15 protein-coding genes and 1 pseudogene are annotated in these 15,610 nt (G+C 65.9%); 9 read left to right on the top strand and 7 right to left on the bottom strand.

Annotated features, from left to right (window positions below; translation table 11 throughout):
• Positions 1-14: 14 nt before the first annotated feature.
• The 3 genes from ASD87_RS22805 to ASD87_RS22815 all read left to right on the top strand — a co-directional run bounded on the left by ASD87_RS22805 (position 15) and on the right by ASD87_RS22815 (position 3,328).
• On the top strand, positions 15-971 hold the full coding sequence (locus tag ASD87_RS22805) for a hydroxymethylglutaryl-CoA lyase (RefSeq protein ID WP_056326873.1): 957 nt from the start codon (positions 15-17) through the stop codon (positions 969-971).
• A 35-nt stretch (positions 972-1,006) separates the two neighbouring features.
• Positions 1,007-2,230, top strand: coding sequence for a CaiB/BaiF CoA-transferase family protein (locus tag ASD87_RS22810; protein WP_056326875.1), 1,224 nt, complete (start codon positions 1,007-1,009; stop codon positions 2,228-2,230).
• Positions 2,231-2,335: 105 nt separating this feature from the next.
• Positions 2,336-3,328 carry a tripartite tricarboxylate transporter substrate binding protein gene (locus ASD87_RS22815; RefSeq protein ID WP_056326877.1) on the top strand — a complete coding sequence of 331 codons (993 nt, stop codon included), beginning with the start codon at positions 2,336-2,338 and terminating at the stop codon, positions 3,326-3,328.
• A gap of 18 nt (positions 3,329-3,346) precedes the next feature.
• Here the strand turns inward: ASD87_RS22815 and ASD87_RS22820 are convergent, their stop codons facing one another.
• Entirely contained in the window at positions 3,347-3,589 is a 243-nt protein-coding gene (locus ASD87_RS22820) for a YdcH family protein (protein ID WP_056326879.1), read from the bottom strand.
• 253 nt (positions 3,590-3,842) lie between these two features.
• Here ASD87_RS22820 and ASD87_RS22825 point away from each other — a divergent pair, with 253 nt between their 5' ends.
• Positions 3,843-4,994, top strand: a complete 1,152-nt coding sequence (locus ASD87_RS22825; RefSeq protein WP_056326880.1) for a sterol desaturase family protein — start codon at positions 3,843-3,845, stop codon at positions 4,992-4,994.
• A gap of 78 nt (positions 4,995-5,072) precedes the next feature.
• Here ASD87_RS22825 and ycaC read toward each other — a convergent pair whose 3' ends face one another.
• From ycaC to ASD87_RS22840, 3 genes are all read right to left on the bottom strand, one after another.
• Positions 5,073-5,699, bottom strand: a complete 627-nt coding sequence (ycaC, locus tag ASD87_RS22830; protein WP_056326882.1) for an isochorismate family cysteine hydrolase YcaC — start codon at positions 5,697-5,699, stop codon at positions 5,073-5,075.
• A 129-nt stretch (positions 5,700-5,828) separates the two neighbouring features.
• On the bottom strand, positions 5,829-6,800 hold the full coding sequence (locus ASD87_RS22835; protein WP_056326884.1) for a LysR substrate-binding domain-containing protein: 972 nt from the start codon (positions 6,798-6,800) through the stop codon (positions 5,829-5,831).
• 150 nt (positions 6,801-6,950) lie between these two features.
• Entirely contained in the window at positions 6,951-7,910 is a 960-nt protein-coding gene (locus ASD87_RS22840; RefSeq protein ID WP_056326887.1) for an AraC family transcriptional regulator, read from the bottom strand.
• Positions 7,911-8,229: 319 nt separating this feature from the next.
• Between ASD87_RS22840 and ASD87_RS22845 the strand changes: the two genes are divergently transcribed.
• The 4 genes and pseudogenes from ASD87_RS22845 to ASD87_RS22860 form a co-directional block, all read left to right on the top strand.
• Positions 8,230-9,276: an aldo/keto reductase gene (locus tag ASD87_RS22845; protein ID WP_056326889.1), complete on the top strand. Its 1,047-nt coding sequence runs from the start codon at positions 8,230-8,232 to the stop codon at positions 9,274-9,276.
• Positions 9,277-9,470: 194 nt separating this feature from the next.
• On the top strand, positions 9,471-10,700 hold the full coding sequence (locus ASD87_RS22850) for an SMI1/KNR4 family protein (RefSeq protein ID WP_056326891.1): 1,230 nt from the start codon (positions 9,471-9,473) through the stop codon (positions 10,698-10,700).
• Entirely contained in the window at positions 10,697-11,383 is a 687-nt protein-coding gene (locus ASD87_RS22855; RefSeq protein ID WP_056326892.1) for a lysozyme inhibitor LprI family protein, read from the top strand. The genes ASD87_RS22850 and ASD87_RS22855 overlap by 4 nt, the downstream gene beginning before the upstream one ends.
• 73 nt (positions 11,384-11,456) lie before the next feature.
• A pseudogene (locus tag ASD87_RS22860) lies at positions 11,457-12,209 on the top strand (YoaK family protein); the annotation flags it as partial.
• An 11-nt stretch (positions 12,210-12,220) separates the two neighbouring features.
• Here the strand turns inward: ASD87_RS22860 and ASD87_RS22865 are convergent.
• Entirely contained in the window at positions 12,221-12,982 is a 762-nt protein-coding gene (locus ASD87_RS22865; protein WP_056326896.1) for a hypothetical protein, read from the bottom strand.
• Between the two features lie 152 nt (positions 12,983-13,134).
• Here ASD87_RS22865 and ASD87_RS22870 point away from each other — a divergent pair, with 152 nt between their 5' ends.
• Positions 13,135-13,794 (top strand): thiopurine S-methyltransferase, encoded by a 660-nt coding sequence (locus ASD87_RS22870; protein ID WP_056326898.1) that lies wholly within the window; start codon positions 13,135-13,137, stop codon positions 13,792-13,794.
• A gap of 48 nt (positions 13,795-13,842) precedes the next feature.
• Here the strand turns inward: ASD87_RS22870 and ASD87_RS22875 are convergent, their stop codons facing one another.
• Both ASD87_RS22875 and ASD87_RS22880 read right to left on the bottom strand, forming a co-directional pair.
• Positions 13,843-14,610: an SDR family NAD(P)-dependent oxidoreductase gene (locus ASD87_RS22875; RefSeq protein ID WP_056326900.1), complete on the bottom strand. Its 768-nt coding sequence runs from the start codon at positions 14,608-14,610 to the stop codon at positions 13,843-13,845.
• Positions 14,607-15,602 carry an NAD(P)H-quinone oxidoreductase gene (locus ASD87_RS22880; RefSeq protein ID WP_056326902.1) on the bottom strand — a complete coding sequence of 332 codons (996 nt, stop codon included), beginning with the start codon at positions 15,600-15,602 and terminating at the stop codon, positions 14,607-14,609. The genes ASD87_RS22875 and ASD87_RS22880 overlap by 4 nt, the downstream gene beginning before the upstream one ends.
• Between the last annotated feature and the right edge of the window lie 8 nt (positions 15,603-15,610).

Here is a 15,610-nt window from a genome sequence, read left to right on the forward strand (position 1 = left end):
TCGAGTCGCTCGCCATGTCCAACCAAGAATCTTCCCGTCGTCCGCGGGCCGTCTCGATCCGAGAGGTCGGCCTGCGCGACGGCCTGCAGAGCCTTTCCGTGGTGATGCCCACGCAGACCAAACTCGACTGGATCGATGCGGCCTACGCCGCGGGCCAGCGCGAGATCGAAGTCGGCTCCTTTGTGCCCGCGCGCCTTTTGCCCCAATTGGCGGACACGGCCGAACTGATCGCCCATGCCACGCAGCTTCCTGGCCTGTCCGTGTCCGTCCTGGTCCCCAACCTGAAGGGCGCGGAACTTGCATTGGCCACCGGCGCGCACCTGATGCTGGTGCCGCTGTCGGCCAGCCACGCGCACAGCTTGGCCAACCTGCGCAAGACGCCCGACGACGTCGTGGCGATGGTTGGCCAGATGCGCGCCGCGCGCGACGCGGCGGGGTCGAGCATGTTGATCGAAGGGGGCGTTGGCACGGCCTTTGGCTGCACGTTGCAGGGTGAAGTGCGGCAGGACGAAGTGCTGCGCCTGATGCAGGCGTTGCTGGACGCCGGGGCTGACCGCGTCAGCCTGGCCGATACGGTGGGATATGCCGACCCCGCGTCCGTCGGCCGACTGTTCGATGCGGCGCGCCGCATCGCGGGCGATCGCTTGTGTTGCGCGCACTTTCACGACACGCGAGGGCTGGGGCTGGCAAACGTGCTGGCCGCGCTGGACACCGGGGTAACGCGCTTCGACGCTTGCCTGGCTGGCATTGGCGGGTGCCCGCACGCGCCTGGCGCGAGCGGCAATGTCAGCACCGAGGATCTGGCGTTCATGCTGCAGCGCATGGGCATCGAGACCGGCGTTGACCTGGAGCGCCTGCTGGCCTTGCGCGCGGCCGTGGCCGGCTGGCTGCCGGATCAGCCCTTGCACGGCGCCCTGTGGCGCGCCGGCCTGCCCAAGACTTTACCCGCACGTCACGGCCAGTTGGCCTGACCGTGCGCATCCACGAATCTTCATCGAGCCTTGCCATGCAACCCGTTTCCGACACCGACGTTCCCCAATCGTCCCGCCCGCTGCCGCTCGCCGGCCTGCGCGTCGTGGAGTTCACGCACATGGTCATGGGCCCAACTTGCGGCATGGTGCTGGCCGATCTGGGCGCCGAGGTCATCAAGGTCGAGCCGGTGCGCGGCGACCGGACGCGCCATTTGCTGGGCGTGGGCGCGGGGTTTTTTCCCATGTTCAACCGGAACAAGAAGAGCATTGCGCTGGACATCCAAAGCCCGGCGGGCGCCGAGGCCGCGCGCAGACTGGCCGCCAGCGCCGACGTGGTGGCGGAAAACTTCCGGCCCGGCACGATGGCGAAATTCGGCTTGGACCATGCCTCGCTGTCCAAGGAAAATCCGCGCCTCATCTATGTCAGCCACAAGGGATTCCTGCCGGGGCCCTACGCGATGCGCACAGCGTTGGACGAAGTCGTGCAGATGATGGGCGGGTTGGCCTACATGACGGGCCGGCCAGGCGACCCCGTGCGCGCCGGCACCAGCGTGAACGACATCATGGGCGGCATGTTCGGCGCCATCGGAGCGATGGCGGCGCTGATTCAGCGCGGCATCACCGGTCGAGGCCAGGAAGTGCAGTCGGCGCTGTTCGAGAACAACGTGTTTCTGGTCGGTCAGCACATGCTGCAATACGCGATCACCGGCCAGCCGTCGGCGCCGATGCCTGATCGGGTGTCGGCCTGGGCGCTTTACGACGTCTTTACCGTCAAGGACGGCGAGCAGATCTTCCTGGCCGCGGTCAGCGACGCGCAATGGGTGACGTTCTGCGATGCCTTTGGCTTCGACGACCTGAAGAACGACCCGGCGATGGCCACGAACAACGACCGTGTCCGGCTGCGCCCCACCTTGCTGGCGGATCTGCGCAAGCGGTTGGCGAATTTCCGCGCAGCCGAACTGGCGGCGGTATTTGAACGCATAGGGCTGCCGTTTGCGCCCATCGTCAAACCGGAGGAGCTGTATGACGATCCGCACCTGCGCGCCACGGGCGGACTGGCCGAGATTCGGCTGCCCGACGGCGAGCGGGCAGGGCAGACGGCCGGGGCGGCGTTGTTTCCGCTGATGATGGACGGCAAGCGGCTCGGCGTGAGGCGCGATCCGCCCGTGCTGGGGGCGGACACCGACGCGCTATTGCAGGGGCTGGGATACGACGCCGGACAGATCGAGGCATTGCGCGCACAGGGTGCGGCGGCGTGAAGCGGGTACGGGCATCGCGCCCGTTCTGTGGAAGGGACGCCGCACAACCGTTGTAGTAAACGGCCGCACAAGTCGGCCGGCATATAACACCATCAGGAGACAGACATGAGCAATCAACGTGCGGGCGGGCGCTGGAGCCGCCGCCAGGTCCTCGGTGCGCTGGGCGCCGCCGTGCTGGGCATGCCCGGCCTGGCCCGGGCGCAGTCGGACAGGCCGGTGAAATTCATCTTGCCGGTGGGCGTGGGCTCCGGCGTGGACACGATCACGCGGGCCGCGGGGCCGGCGCTGTCCGCCGCGCTGGGGCACACGGTCGTGGTCGAGAATCAGCCCGGCGCGGGCGGCATCGTGGGCACTTCCGCGCTCGTGCGCTCGGCGCCAGATGGCTACACGCTCAGCATGCTGTCGAACAACCACGTCATTTTTCCCAGCGTTTACAAGAACCTGCCCTTCGACCCGCTCGCCGACATCACGCCGATCAGCATGATCGGCATGACGCCCTTCCTGCTGGTGGCCAATCCGCAGAAGATAAGTGCAAACGATATCCAGGCGCTGACGGCGCTCTTGAAACGCGAGCCGGGCCGCTTCAACTACGCATCGTCGGGCAATGGCACGATTCTGCACCTTGCCGCCGAGATGTATGTGCAGCAGGCGGGCGTGAAAGCGCGGCACATCCCGTACAAGGGCGTGGGCCCGATGATGGCCGATCTGATCGGCGGACAGGTCGACTTTGGCGTGCTGTCGCTGCCTTCGGTGCTGCCGCAGATCAAGAGTGGCGCGCTCAAGGCTCTGGGGGCCTGTGGCGGCGAGCGCATGGCGGCGCTGCCCGATCTGCCCACGCTTCGAGAGCAAGGGATGGCGGACTACGAAATCGGCGGGTGGTTTGCGGCGGCCGGACCGGCAAAGCTGCCGCAGGCGGACGTGCGCCGCATCTTTGATGCGCTTGCGCGCGCGTTCAACTCGCCGGAGGTCAAGCAGTCGATGGCGACTCAGAACAACCGTATCGTCCTGATGCCGCCTGAGCAGACGGTGGCGTACTTTCGGTCCGAAATGGCGAAGTACGCCGCCGTCGTCAAGGGCGCGGGCCTGGAATTGATGTAGCCCGCATGGGGCGGCAGGTCAGCTGCCGTTGCGCTTGTCGTGACCGTTCTGGTCGGCTGCGCGGAGCAGTCCGTAGAGCTTGTCCTTGAGGTGCAGTTTTTCTTTTTTTAGCACCTCGATCGCGGTGCCCGAGGACGGCGTGATGCCGTCCTCCATGTTCTGGATTTCCTGGTCCAGATCGTTGTGCCGCTGGAACAGCGCCGAAAAGTGAGCGTTTTCGGATTTCAGTTGGGTAATGAGCTCGCGGTATTCAGGGAACATAAAGGCCTCTTGAGGAACCGGTTGACGGGACCGACGATGCGCCTGGCTCGACGCCTTCATCAGCGTCAAGCCCATGACACGCCAACGCCAACGGCTTGTCAACCTCAGGGACCGCGGCGCGCCTCCCGCCCGTTGATGGGGCGCAAGGGCTGCCTTGAAATGAGTCATTCTGTCGCGTACGTTCACCTTTCATTACAGGACGCCCTGTCCCCGGCGATACACTCGCTTCCCTTTGGACTGTCCCAGAACACCCATGAAAGAGCGCGCCCCGGTCTACCGCAGAGTGATGGACCTTTTCAAACAGGATGGCCGGATCCACCCCGGCACCGGCATGATGAGCGGCGTGATCGCGCTTTTCCTGGCGATCCTATCGGTGCTGGGCGTGCTGGCGTTCCACTTTCCCGCCTACCTCACCACGCCGGAGCTGCGCAGCTTCTATTCGGTGGAGGCAATGCGCACGCTGCTGTTCAGCGCGCTGCTGGTGTCGGGCTCGATCGCGCTGGCCAATACCGTGCTCGGCCGCCAGCGCTGGCTGAATATCTCGGCCTTCGTGCTGGTCTGCTGCGCGGTGGCCGCGGGCGGCAGTCAGGTCGCCGTCACGGCATCGAACGCAGGCGGCCACCCCTATCTGGGACTCGATTGGTTCATCCTGGACCTCTTGGCCTCCAGCACCGTCTTCATCATTTTCGAAAAGCTGACACCGCTCTATCCTGGCCAGCCCGTATTCCGGGGCGAGTGGCAGGTGGACATGAAGCACTTCCTCTTCAATCACCTGTCGGTGGGGGCCGTGCTGCTGTGCATCAACTTCTTCATTCACCGCCTGTTCTCCTGGGCGGCTTATGAACCGCTGCAGCAGGCCATCCAGTCCATGCCGTATCTGCTCGAGCTTTTCGTGGCGGTGCTGGTGGCGGACCTGGCGCAGTACGCGGCGCACCGTATCTATCACGAGGTGCCGTTCATGTGGCGCTTCCATGCAGTGCACCACAGCACGCGCACGCTGGATTGGCTGGCCGGCTCGCGGCTGCACATCGTGGAACTGCTGATCACGCGCGTGGCCGTGCTGGGCGTGCTGTTCGTCCTGGGGTTCTCCAAGGCGGTGCTCGACGCCTACATCATCATCGTGGGTTTCCAGGCGGTGCTGATCCATTCCAATGTGAAGCTGCCATGGGGTTGGCTGCGCTACATCATCGTCACGCCGGACTTTCACCACTGGCACCATTCGTCCGATACCGAGGCGATCGACAAGAACTACGCGGCGCACTTTTCCTTCATCGACTACCTGTTCGGCACCGCGGTGCGCGGGGTGGGCAACCGGTTGCCGCAGCACTACGGCATTCTGGACAACGACATGCCAGGAACCTTCCTGGCGCAACAGGCATATCCCTTTGCCCGCAAGGCGAAATGACGAAGGCCCAGGCATATCGCCTGGGCCTTTTTTCATTGGCGTCTCAGCGGGTTACGGCCGGCAGTCCGGCCGCGCGCCTTACTTGGTCGACTTGAAGGCCGAATACGAAGCCATCAGGTTGCGGTAGTCGGGGATATGGTTGGCGAACAGGGTGCCCAGGCCTTCCACGTCGTTGCGCCAGTCGCGGTGCAGTTCGCACGCCACGCCGAACCACGACATCAGCTGTGCGCCGGCCTGTTCCATGCGTCGCCACGCCGCATCGCGGGTGACTTCGTTGAAGGTGCCCGACGCATCGGTCACGACGAACACGTCAAAACCCTCTTCGATGGCCGACAGCACGGGGAAGGCGACGCAGACTTCGGTCACGACGCCGGCGATGATCAGTTGCTTCTTGCCGGTTGCCTTGACCGCCTTGACGAAGTCTTCGTTGTCCCAGGCATTGATGTTGCCGGGGCGGGCGATATACGGCGCGTCGGGAAATTTGTCCTTCAGCTCCTGGACCAGCGGGCCGTTGGGGCCGTCTTCGAAACTGGTCGTCAGGATGGTGGGAAGCTTGAAGTACTCGGCCAGGTCGGCCAAGGCCAGCACGTTGTTCTTGAATTGATCGGGTTGGAAGTCGCGCACCAGGGACAGCAGGCCCGCCTGGTGATCCACCAGCAGAACGGCGGCTTGGGACTTGTCGAGCTTAACGTAGGGCTTGGTCATGGCTGATTCCTTTGGTCGATTCAGTTTTGCGCAGTGGTGCGCGGTGTTGAGAACAACGCTGAGTGCGTAGAAGGAATACTAATTTCAGGACGATAAAGCCGGTAGTCGGGTGATTTGCACCTCAGCGTTCTATAAATTGAACGCCGGCGATAGCGCGTTCAGCGTGGGAATGCCGTGGCGCGCCTGGGATTCTGCCTCTCGGCGCGCGTTTTCACGATACTCCGCGCCCATGAAATCCAACAGTTCGCGCACGGCCGGCAGCAGGCCGCGACGCGACGGAAAGACGGCATGCACGCTGCCCGGCTCGGGTTGCCAGGGGGCGCCCACGGTCACGAGCGTGCCCGCGTCAAGTTCCTCGCGGATCATCAGAAGGGGCAAGGCCACGACGCCCACACCGCGCAGCGCGGCCTGCTTGAGCGCCAGCATGTCGTCCGTGACCAGCCTGGGCATGAAGGGAACGGCAAGGCGCGCGTTGCCGGGCCCCAGCAGGCGCCATTGGCATTCGCGCTGCTCGGTCCCAAGCGCCAGGGTGGGTTGACGGCTGATCGTCTGCAAGTCGGCGGGGTCGGGCAACGAGCGGGCCAGCGCGGGGCTGGCGACCAGGCTCTGGCAGCTCATGCCCAGGTTCTTCATCACGAGATCGCTGCTTTCGATGGCGCCAAAGCGCACCCGCACGGCCAGGTCAAAGCCTTCACGCAGGACGTCCACGGGCCGGCTGAAGCTTTTCAGGTAGACGTTCACCTTCGGGCACTTTTCCATGTAACGCGCCACCACGTTGCCCAGGAAGTAGTAGATGAGCGCGGGCGGCGCGGCGATGCGGATGGTGCCTTGTGGTTCAGCGTGGGTGCGGTCGATGACATCCTGCGCCGCTTCCGCGCCCGCCAGCATTGCCAGGCACTGGTCGTAGTATTCCTGTCCAAGTTCGGTCACGGCGAACGTCCGCGTGGACCGCTGGATCAGGCGCACGCCAAGGCGCTCTTCCAGTTGGGCAATGCGCCGGCTCAGGCGCGATTTCGGGATGTTCAGCGCCCGGCCGGCCGGCGCGAATCCGCCATGCTTGACGACCTCCACGAAGAAATAAAGGTCATTCAGGTCGTGCATGCAAAATCCTCTCAGGTCGTCGGTGGGCCGCCGAGCATATTAAGGCGCGCGGCGCCGATTCCCTAGAAATGCGGCATTACGCGGACAAATCCCGGTCGTCTTCGAGGCTTGGGGGGAGATCGGCTTGGGACCCGCGGGTCGGGGCAGCGCTCAGGCGGCCAGCGCGGTCTCGTCCTTCCAGCGCTGCTTGTCGCGCAGCGGCGGCGCGCCGAAAAGGCGGCTGTACTCGCGGCTGAACTGCGAGGAACTCTCGTAGCCCACGGCATGCGCGGCCAGCGCCACGCCGGCATCGTCCGTCAGCATCAGCCGCCGCGCTTCCTGCAGCCGCAGGTGCTTCTGATATTGCAACGGGCTCATGGCGGTGGCCTGCTTGAAATGATGATGCAGCGACGACACGCTCATGTGCACGTCGCGCGCAATCTCTTCCACCCGCAACGGTTGCGCGAAATTGTCGCGCAGGATGCGGATCGCCTTTGCCACGCGGTTGAGCTGGCTGTCTTGCAGCACCGTCTGGCGCAGCACGACACCCTGGCCGTTCATGAGCAGGCGGTACAGCAGTTCGCGCTTGATCATCGGCGCCAGGATCGGAATGTCGCGGGGCGTGTCCAGCAGCCGCAGCAGACGCAGCACGACGTCTAGGAGCGTGCTGCCCAGCGGGTTGATGCACAGCGCGCGTGAGGCTTGCTCAGGCACCAGCGGCGGCAGGTTTTCGTCGCTGATGAGCGCGGTGATTTCCTCGGGGTTCAGGTCCAGCCGCAAGCCCAGATACGGCAGGGTGGGGCTGGCGACGGACACCTTGGCCACCACGGGCAGGTCCACCGACGAGATCAGGAAATGGAAGGGATCGTATTCGTAGGTCTCCTCGCCGATGAGCAGGCGTTTCGACCCCTGCGCAATGACCGCCAGCGCCGCCCTTTGCAAGGCCGGCTTCGCCCCCGACGGCTGCGACAACCGGTGCAGGTACAAGCCTTCGATCGGCGTATCCAGCGCCCCTTCCAGATTGCCGGTCATGCGTTCCAGCATGCACAGCAGCTCGGACCGCGCCAGTTCGCAGGCGGCGTCGTGACCGGCGCCGGTGGGGGCGAGCGATCGGGCAGGATTCAGGGACATTGACGGGCTCTCGCAGGCGCACCGTTCGTCACCTTGAGAGGCGACGACGGCGGAGGATTGGGTGTCCGCCAGTGTATTGCCATCTCGGGCCTCAGGTGGCGTGTTCACTTGGGGGAATGGAGAATCAGGCAGGAATTCCGGAGAAAACGACGGGTCGGTCCGGCCTGGCCGCCGTGCCGGAGAATCAGGCAAAAAAAGGGCAGGATCAAGCAGCGCGTGCCGGGCCCGCAGGTCGCATACTGTCCGCACCCCGGCAGGCTGCCGCAGCGGCGTTCCGTCCCGGAACCCGGCGCGCCCGCCAGCCCCTGAAGGAGCAAACATGCGATACAAGAAATTCGGCAGCACGGGCCTGTTCGTCTCGGAGCTGTGCCTGGGCACCATGACCTTTGGCGGCGAAGGCGAGCTCTGGAGCAAGATCGGCAGCCTGCAGCAGGAGGACGCCAACCGCCTGGTGGGACGCGCGCTCGACGCAGGCATCAATTTCATCGATACGGCGGACGTCTACTCCGAAGGACGCTCGGAAATCATCACGGGCCAGGCCCTGCGCGATCTGAACATCCCGCGCGAAGATGTCGTGATTGCCACCAAGGTCTTCGGACCGACCGGCGCGGGCGTGAACGCGCGGGGCAATTCGCGCGTGCACATCCTGGACGGCGTGAAGAAAAGCCTGTCGCGCTTGCAGCTCGACCATATCGACCTCTATCAGATCCACGGCTTTGACCCGGCCACGCCCATCGAGGAAACCCTGCGCGCGCTGGACACGCTGGTGCAGCATGGCCATGTGCGCTATATCGGCGTGTCGAACTGGGCCGCCTGGCAGATCATGAAGGCGCTTGGCATTTCCGAACGCCTGGGGCTGGCGCGCTTCGAGTCGCTGCAGGCCTATTACACGGTTGCCGGGCGCGATCTGGAACGCGAGCTCGTCCCCATGCTGCAAAGCGAGGGCGTCGGGCTGATGGTGTGGAGCCCGCTGGCCGGGGGCCTGCTCAGCGGCAAGTACGGCCGGGACGGCGAAGCCGAGGCGGGCAGCCGCCGCGTGGCGTTCGATTTCCCGCCCGTGAACCGCGAACGCGCCTACGACAGCATCGACGCGCTGCGGCTGATTGCGGATGCGCGCGGCGTGTCGGTGGCGCAGGTTGCGCTGGCCTGGCTGCTGCACCAGCCGGTCGTCACCAGCGTCATCATCGGCGCCAAGCGCGTGGATCAGCTCGAGGACAACCTGGCGGCCACGGACATCCGGCTGACCGGGGTGGAACTGGCCGCGCTGGACAAGGTCAGCGCGCTGCCGCCGGAATACCCGGGCTGGATGCATGTGCGGCAGGGCGAATACCGGCGCCAGCAGTTGCGCGAATCGGGCGAGGCCTGACCCGCACCGCGCTAGGGAAATCCTCGCGGGCCGGCGTCCTGCCGCCGGTCCGCGCCGGAGGGATGCCGCGCAGCCTCATGGAGAAGGCCCAGGACAAACGCCGTAAATCAACGGCGGTCGGCCATCTTGGCCCGGCGACGATTCACCGCTCGCTAGTAGAATCGGACCAGTCCCTTTTTCCTTGAAGCATCACCATGAGCGAGTTTTTCACGTCGGCCGAACTGCAGGCCTTGCGCGAGCACGGCATCGCGGTGTTCGCGGACCGCCTGCTGATCGATGTGCAGCCGCCATTGCCCGACGCCCGTATCGCCGAGATCCAGGCCCTGTGCGAAGGGCCGCTCCCGCCCGCGCTGCTCGACCTGTGGCGGCTCACCGCCGGGGGCGAACTGGCGTACGACCTGCGCGCCCAGATGGATGGCAATGAAGAGGCCCTGAGCTGGTCCGAACTCTTCTATGACGGCAGCGATCACTATCGTGACCTGCAAGGCTGGATCGAGCACGAACAGGAGTGCGCCCAGGACGCCGCCGCCGAGGACGGCGCTACCTGGAACGGGAAGTTGCGCTATCTGCCTATTGGCGGCTTCGAATACTGCGACCGCATCTACGTCGCCGTGGAGCCAGGCCCGCAGGCCGGCAGTGTGGTCGCGTGGAAGCAGGGCCTGCCGGGCTGGACGCACGCCTTGCAGCAGGACGGCATCGCCACGATCGCCCCGGACCTGCACGCGGCCTTTGCCGCGCTCCGCCTGGAAACCGACCCCGGCGAAGACGAGAACAGCACCGGCCTGCGCGTGCTGGAGTATCTGGATGAACGCGTGTCGGACCATGGGATGCCGCAGGCGCTTGCCGACCGCGTGGCCGCGTTCCACCGGCGGGCGCTGGTGGACTGGCGCGGCCCGCTTGAGGCCGGCACGCTGGCCGGCACCCCCAGTCTTGCCACGCTGGCCTTGCAGCACGCGTTGTCGCACGACGACGCCGGGCTCGTGCATCGCCTGGCGGCGCAGGGCATGCGCTTCGATGCGCCGCTGCGCGGCAGCGCCCAACCGCTGGACGTGGCCCTGATGCAGCATGCGTACTCCGCGGCCCAGGCGCTGCTGGACGCGGGCGCGCCGGTCAGCCCGACGGCCCTGCACCGGTTCGACCGGCAGCCGCCCGTCGCGCTGGTCGCCGCGCTGCTGGCGCACGGCGCCGTGTCTGATGCGCTGGGTATGGCGCGCTGCGTTGCCTGCGGATCCCCGGAGGCCGCGCGTCTGATCGCCAAGGCGTGCGGGGATGGGCTTGCCGACGCCTATGCCCAGGTCCGCGATTCGATGGCCAGCCGCTACCAGGAAGACATCAAGCGCGTGCGCGCGGGCTCGCTGGGGCACTACCTGGGCGCGGAAGGCCTGGCTGAGCGGGTCGCCAACCTGCGGGAATTTTCGCTATGAATCGCCGCCTGGCCGCGCTGGCGCTGTGCCTCTCGCTGGGCAACGCGGCGGCATGGGCGGCCGGCACGGCCTCCTTCGATTGCGCCAAGGCGCGCACCGAGGTCGAAAAGGCGATCTGCGCCGATGGCGCGCTGGCCGGGCAGGATGCCAGCATTGCCAGACACTTCGGCAAGGCCAGGATGACCTTCGATGCCGCGACGGGCAAGGCGCTGACGCAAGATCAGCGCTGGTTCGTTCAGGTGCGCGACGAGGCGTTTGCGTCGCCGCCCGGCAACGATCCGCCGCAAAAGGAACTTGCCGACCGCCTGAAGTACCGCGATGCCTTTCTTGCGTCGCTGGTGCTCAAGCGGCGGCAGGGCTTCGAGGGAGACTGGGAGAACCTCGCGGGCGGCGTCTCGATCAAGCGGCAGCCCGACGGCAGCCTGTCGTTCGACGGCTCCGCGGCGCATCCGGAAAACGGCCGTTGGGTGTGCGATGTCCGGGGCACGGGCGCCATCAAGAACAAGGTGCTGGTCGTCGAGACCGTCGATGCCGAGGGCTGGACGCTGACGTTGTCGCGCAAGGGGTACGGCCTTGTGGTGTCGGAAAACCCGCCGGCGGGGGCGGCCGATGCCGCGGGCCGGCCGTACTGCGGTCTGAACGGCGCGCTGGGCGGTGTTTACTATCCCGTATCCAGGCCTTGATCGACCCCACCCCGGCGCGTCTAGAATGTTTTCCGAATCGCAGTGAATACGCTCTTCTGTTGAAAGGACTGGCGTGACCATCCCGTATCTGCGCCGGCTGACCGCCGTCAGCCGAAGCCCGCAAGCCAACCGCCATCTCGCCTATCTGCTGACCTTTACCGCCGGCGCCGTCAACGCGGGCGGTTTCCTGGCGGTCCAGCAATACACCTCGCACATGTCCGGCATCGTCTCCATGATGGCGGATCACATGGCGCTCGGCGGAGTGATCGTGGTGCTGCAAGGCTTGGCGGCGCTTTTGTCGTTCATGGCCGGCGCCGCCAGCTCGGCCTTCCTGATCAACTTTGGCCGCAGGTCCCGGCTGGCCAGCGAATATGCGTTGCCGCTGCTGCTCGAGGCCGTGCTGCTGCTCGTCTTCGGCCTGTTGGGCGCCAATCTCGAAACGCTGCGCTGGTTCTACGTGCCCGGCACGGTGATGCTGCTGTGCTACATCATGGGCCTGCAGAACGCGATGATCACCAAGGTGTCCCGGTCCGAGATCCGCACGACGCATGTCACGGGCATGGTGACCGACATCGGCATCGAGCTTGGCAAGCTGTTTTACTGGAACGTCGCCAAAGGCGATCCGCAGACGATGCCGCGGGTGCTGGCCGACCGCGGCAAGCTCATCGTCCTGAGCCTGATGGTGACCCTGTTCTTCGTGGGCGGCGTGACCGGCGCGTATTCGTTCTACAACTTCGGTTTTGGATCGACCTGGCCGCTGGCGCTGTTGCTGATGCTGCTGGCCGCGGTGCCGATCCTGGACGACATCCGCAGCTTCATGCACCGCGCAAAGGGCGCCTAACGCTGCCGCTTCGGCTTGGCGGCAGCGGAATGGCGCAGGAACACCTGCAGCGCGGCAAGCGTTTCGGCATGCAGCCGTGCCAGGCGGGCGTCCTTGGCGGGTTCGGTGACCGCATAGCCCCTGGCATCCAGCGGATAAGGCGCTTTGAGCAACCGCGCCATGTCGATCTGATAGAAGCTCGCGCTGCCGTACGGCCGCTTGCCATCGATGTAGGGCATGGGCCAGAAGCGATCGCCTTCGCGCAGCACGGCCTGTAACGCCGGCCCCTCGGCCTCGCGCCAGTCGGCGGCACGCAGCAGCATCAGGTGCGCATCGCGCAGCGTAAACATGCCGTCCGCGCCCACGCCGCTTTCCGGAAAGTCGAAGGCCTCGCGCATTTCGGCCGGCACGTCATAACGGCCCGGCGACAGCTTGCCGATCGCGCGCACATAGCGCGGCACCAGCCGGCAGACTTCGGCCATCCTGCGCACCGCCAGGGCATCGTCGGCGGTATCGAGCGTGCGGCGGACGATGGCCAGCGTATCGTCGCCGCCCAGCAGGGGCTGCTCGAAATCGATGGCGGGCGCCCCGGACTCCACCGGCATCCACTGCACGCGCAACAGGCGCATCAGCGCGGCGTGCTGCGCGGTGTAGGGCAATCCGTCTGCCGGCGCCGAAAACACGCCGCGGATGATGGCGTCCCGGCTGGGCGATGCCAGGGCGTGCAACGGTGCGGCGATCAGGCTGGCCAAGGTCAGGAGCAGGGGGCGGCGTTGCATGGGGGTCAGAGAAGTGAACGCGAGGGGACATAAGATACCGAAAAGCGCGGCGCGCGGGGAAAAGCGCGCGGGTGCCGGGCCGGGAATACAATCCAGCGATCGTCCTGCGCGCAACGTGTGCGACACGGATCCTTTGGAGGAGCAGACAAGTCATGGACGCGGAATTCTGGCTGGAACGGTGGCGCGAAGGGCGCACGCATTTTCATCAGACGCGGGTCACGCCGTTATTGCAGAAATATTGGCCGTCGCTGGACGTGCCCAAGGGCGGCAAGGTGCTCGTGCCGCTTTGCGGCAAGTCGCTGGACATGGTGTGGCTGGCCGCCCAAGGCCATCAGGTGCTGGGCGCGGAATTGTCCAAGCTTGCCGTCGAGCAATTCTTTGACGAGAACGAGCTGCGGCCGGTGATTCACGATTCGGTGTACGGGACCCATTACGTGGCCGGCAACATCGAGATCGTCTGCGGCGACATTTTCAAGCTGGATGCCCAGGTGCTGTCGCATTGCGTGGGCGTCTATGACCGCGCGGCGCTCGTTGCGCTGCCCGACGCGATGCGTGCCGACTACGTGCGGCACGTCTACGGTCAGCTGTCGCCGTCTTACCGGGGCCTGCTCATCACGCTGGACTATCCCCAAGAAGAGATGGCCGGCCCCCCGTTTTCCGTGGTGGACAGCGAGGTGCAGGCGATCTTTTCCGGCGTTTCGCCTGCGGTCATCATCGACCGCCGCGACATCCTCGATAAGGAACCCAAGTTCCAGTCGGCGGGCGTAAGCCGCCTGGACACCGTGGTCTACCGGCTGGGCGTGCAGGCCTGACCCAGTGCGCCCCGGCAAAAGGCCCGTTCGATTCGAACGGGCCTTTTGCTAGGTCATGAGCCAGCCGCCGGCCACGTCCAGCACCTGGCCGGTCACGAAACGGGCCTGATCTGACGCGAAGAACAGGCACGCGTCCGCCACTTCCTCGGGCGTGCCCAGCCGCCGCAGCGCGGTCACGGACGCCACGGCGTCGTTGATTTCCTGCGGCACGCTTTTCAGCAAGGGTGTGCTGATGCGTCCCGGCGCCAGCGCATTCACCGTCACCTGGTGCTCGCCAAGCTCGGCCGCCCAGTGACGCGTCAGCCCGATCAGACCGGCCTTGGTGGCCGCATAATGCGCCGCCACGATATCGCAATACGCCTTGCCGGCCACCGACGACATGTTGATGACGCGCCCCTGCCGCGCCTGCACCATGTGCGGCGTGGCCAGATGCGTCATGTAGAACACGCTGTTCAGGTTCACCGAGACGACGTTGTTCCACTCTGCCGGCGGCATTTCCCAGACCTTGAGCGCGCGGCCGTTGGTTTTGGGCGAGATGCCGACGTTGTTGACCAGGATGGTCGCGGGGCCCAGATCGCGCGTGATGCGATCATAGGCCGCCTGGCACTGATCGAAATGCGCGACGTCGGCCGGCACGAAGCACACGTCGTGGCCACGCGTCTTGAGTTCTTGCTCGTAAGCCTGGCCCGCCTGCGCGTTGAAGTCGACAAGACCGACACGCCCGCCCTCGGCCAGGAACGCCTCGACGATTGCCGAGCCGATGCCTCCCACGGCGCCCGTGACGATGACGGTCTGGTCCGCAAAGCGTGCGCTCATGGCTTCACCTGCAGCATGATCTTGCCGATGTGCTTGCTGCTTTCCATCAGTTCGTGCGCGCGCGCGGCCTCGGCCAGCGGGAAGACTTCGTGGATCAGCGGCAGGCACTGTCCGGCCTCCATGAGCGGCAGCACCTTCTGTATCAGCGATTGCGCGATGGCGGCCTTGTCCTCGTCCGAGCGCGGGCGCAGCGTGGACCCTGTGAATTGCAGGCGCTTGGTCATGATGGGCAGCGCGTCGATCTCGGCCTTGCTGCCTTCCAGGAAGGCGATCTGCACCAGCCGGCCATTCAGCGCCAGCAGCCGCAGATTCTTGTTGATGTAGGCGCCGCCCACCATGTCCAGGATCACATCGACGCCGGCGTTGCCGGTGCCCTCGCGCACGGCGGACTCGAAGTCCGCGTCGCGGTACAGCACGGCATGATGCGCCCCGGCCTTGACGCACGCCTGCGCCTTTTGCGCGTTGCCCACGGTGGTCCAGACTTCGGCGCCGAACGCGCGCGCGAGCTGGATGGCGGTCAGGCCGATGCCGCTGGAGCCGCCGTGAACCAGGAATTTCTCGCCCTGCGCCAGGCGCGCTCGGTCGAACACGTTGGTCCAGACGGTGAAATAGTTCTCCGGAATGGCCGCGGCTGTCAGCAGGTCGATGCCGCGCGGCACCGGCAGGCAGTGCCGCTCGTCGGCCAGGCAGAATTGCGCATAGCCGCCACCCGGCGTCAGTGCGCAGACCTGGTCGCCCACCTTCCAGTCACGCGCCTCGGGCCCGGTCGCGACGATGGTGCCGGACACTTCCAGGCCAAGATACGGAGAAGCGCCCGGAGGCGGGGGATACGAGCCGGAGCGTTGCAACACGTCGGGGCGGTTCACGCCCGCGTAGGCGACTTCGATCAGCACCTGGCGTCCCGTGGGCGCTTCCATGTCGCGTTCGGCGACGCGCATGCAATCGGGCGCGCCGCCCTTGCCATGGTCGATGAATGTGCAGCGTTGTGACATGAGACGAT

It is taken from the genome of Achromobacter sp. Root170, from assembly GCF_001428165.1.
Classification (GTDB): domain Bacteria; phylum Pseudomonadota; class Gammaproteobacteria; order Burkholderiales; family Burkholderiaceae_B; genus Achromobacter; species Achromobacter mucicolens.

Coding starts and splice junctions, on each gene's coding strand:
- ASD87_RS22815 (WP_056326877.1), top strand. CDS start 2,336: ATGAGCAATCAACGTGCGGGCGGGCGCTGGAGCCGCCGCCAGGTCCTC.
- ASD87_RS22850 (WP_056326891.1), top strand. CDS start 9,471: ATGAGCGAGTTTTTCACGTCGGCCGAACTGCAGGCCTTGCGCGAGCAC.
- ASD87_RS22805 (WP_056326873.1), top strand. CDS start 15: ATGTCCAACCAAGAATCTTCCCGTCGTCCGCGGGCCGTCTCGATCCGA.
- ASD87_RS22870 (WP_056326898.1), top strand. CDS start 13,135: ATGGACGCGGAATTCTGGCTGGAACGGTGGCGCGAAGGGCGCACGCAT.
- ASD87_RS22855 (WP_056326892.1), top strand. CDS start 10,697: ATGAATCGCCGCCTGGCCGCGCTGGCGCTGTGCCTCTCGCTGGGCAAC.
- ASD87_RS22835 (WP_056326884.1), bottom strand. CDS start 6,800: ATGCACGACCTGAATGACCTTTATTTCTTCGTGGAGGTCGTCAAGCAT.
- ASD87_RS22880 (WP_056326902.1), bottom strand. CDS start 15,602: ATGTCACAACGCTGCACATTCATCGACCATGGCAAGGGCGGCGCGCCC.
- ASD87_RS22825 (WP_056326880.1), top strand. CDS start 3,843: ATGAAAGAGCGCGCCCCGGTCTACCGCAGAGTGATGGACCTTTTCAAA.
- ASD87_RS22865 (WP_056326896.1), bottom strand. CDS start 12,982: ATGCAACGCCGCCCCCTGCTCCTGACCTTGGCCAGCCTGATCGCCGCA.
- ASD87_RS22820 (WP_056326879.1), bottom strand. CDS start 3,589: ATGTTCCCTGAATACCGCGAGCTCATTACCCAACTGAAATCCGAAAAC.
- ASD87_RS22840 (WP_056326887.1), bottom strand. CDS start 7,910: ATGTCCCTGAATCCTGCCCGATCGCTCGCCCCCACCGGCGCCGGTCAC.
- ycaC (WP_056326882.1), bottom strand. CDS start 5,699: ATGACCAAGCCCTACGTTAAGCTCGACAAGTCCCAAGCCGCCGTTCTG.
- ASD87_RS22845 (WP_056326889.1), top strand. CDS start 8,230: ATGCGATACAAGAAATTCGGCAGCACGGGCCTGTTCGTCTCGGAGCTG.
- ASD87_RS22875 (WP_056326900.1), bottom strand. CDS start 14,610: ATGAGCGCACGCTTTGCGGACCAGACCGTCATCGTCACGGGCGCCGTG.
- ASD87_RS22810 (WP_056326875.1), top strand. CDS start 1,007: ATGCAACCCGTTTCCGACACCGACGTTCCCCAATCGTCCCGCCCGCTG.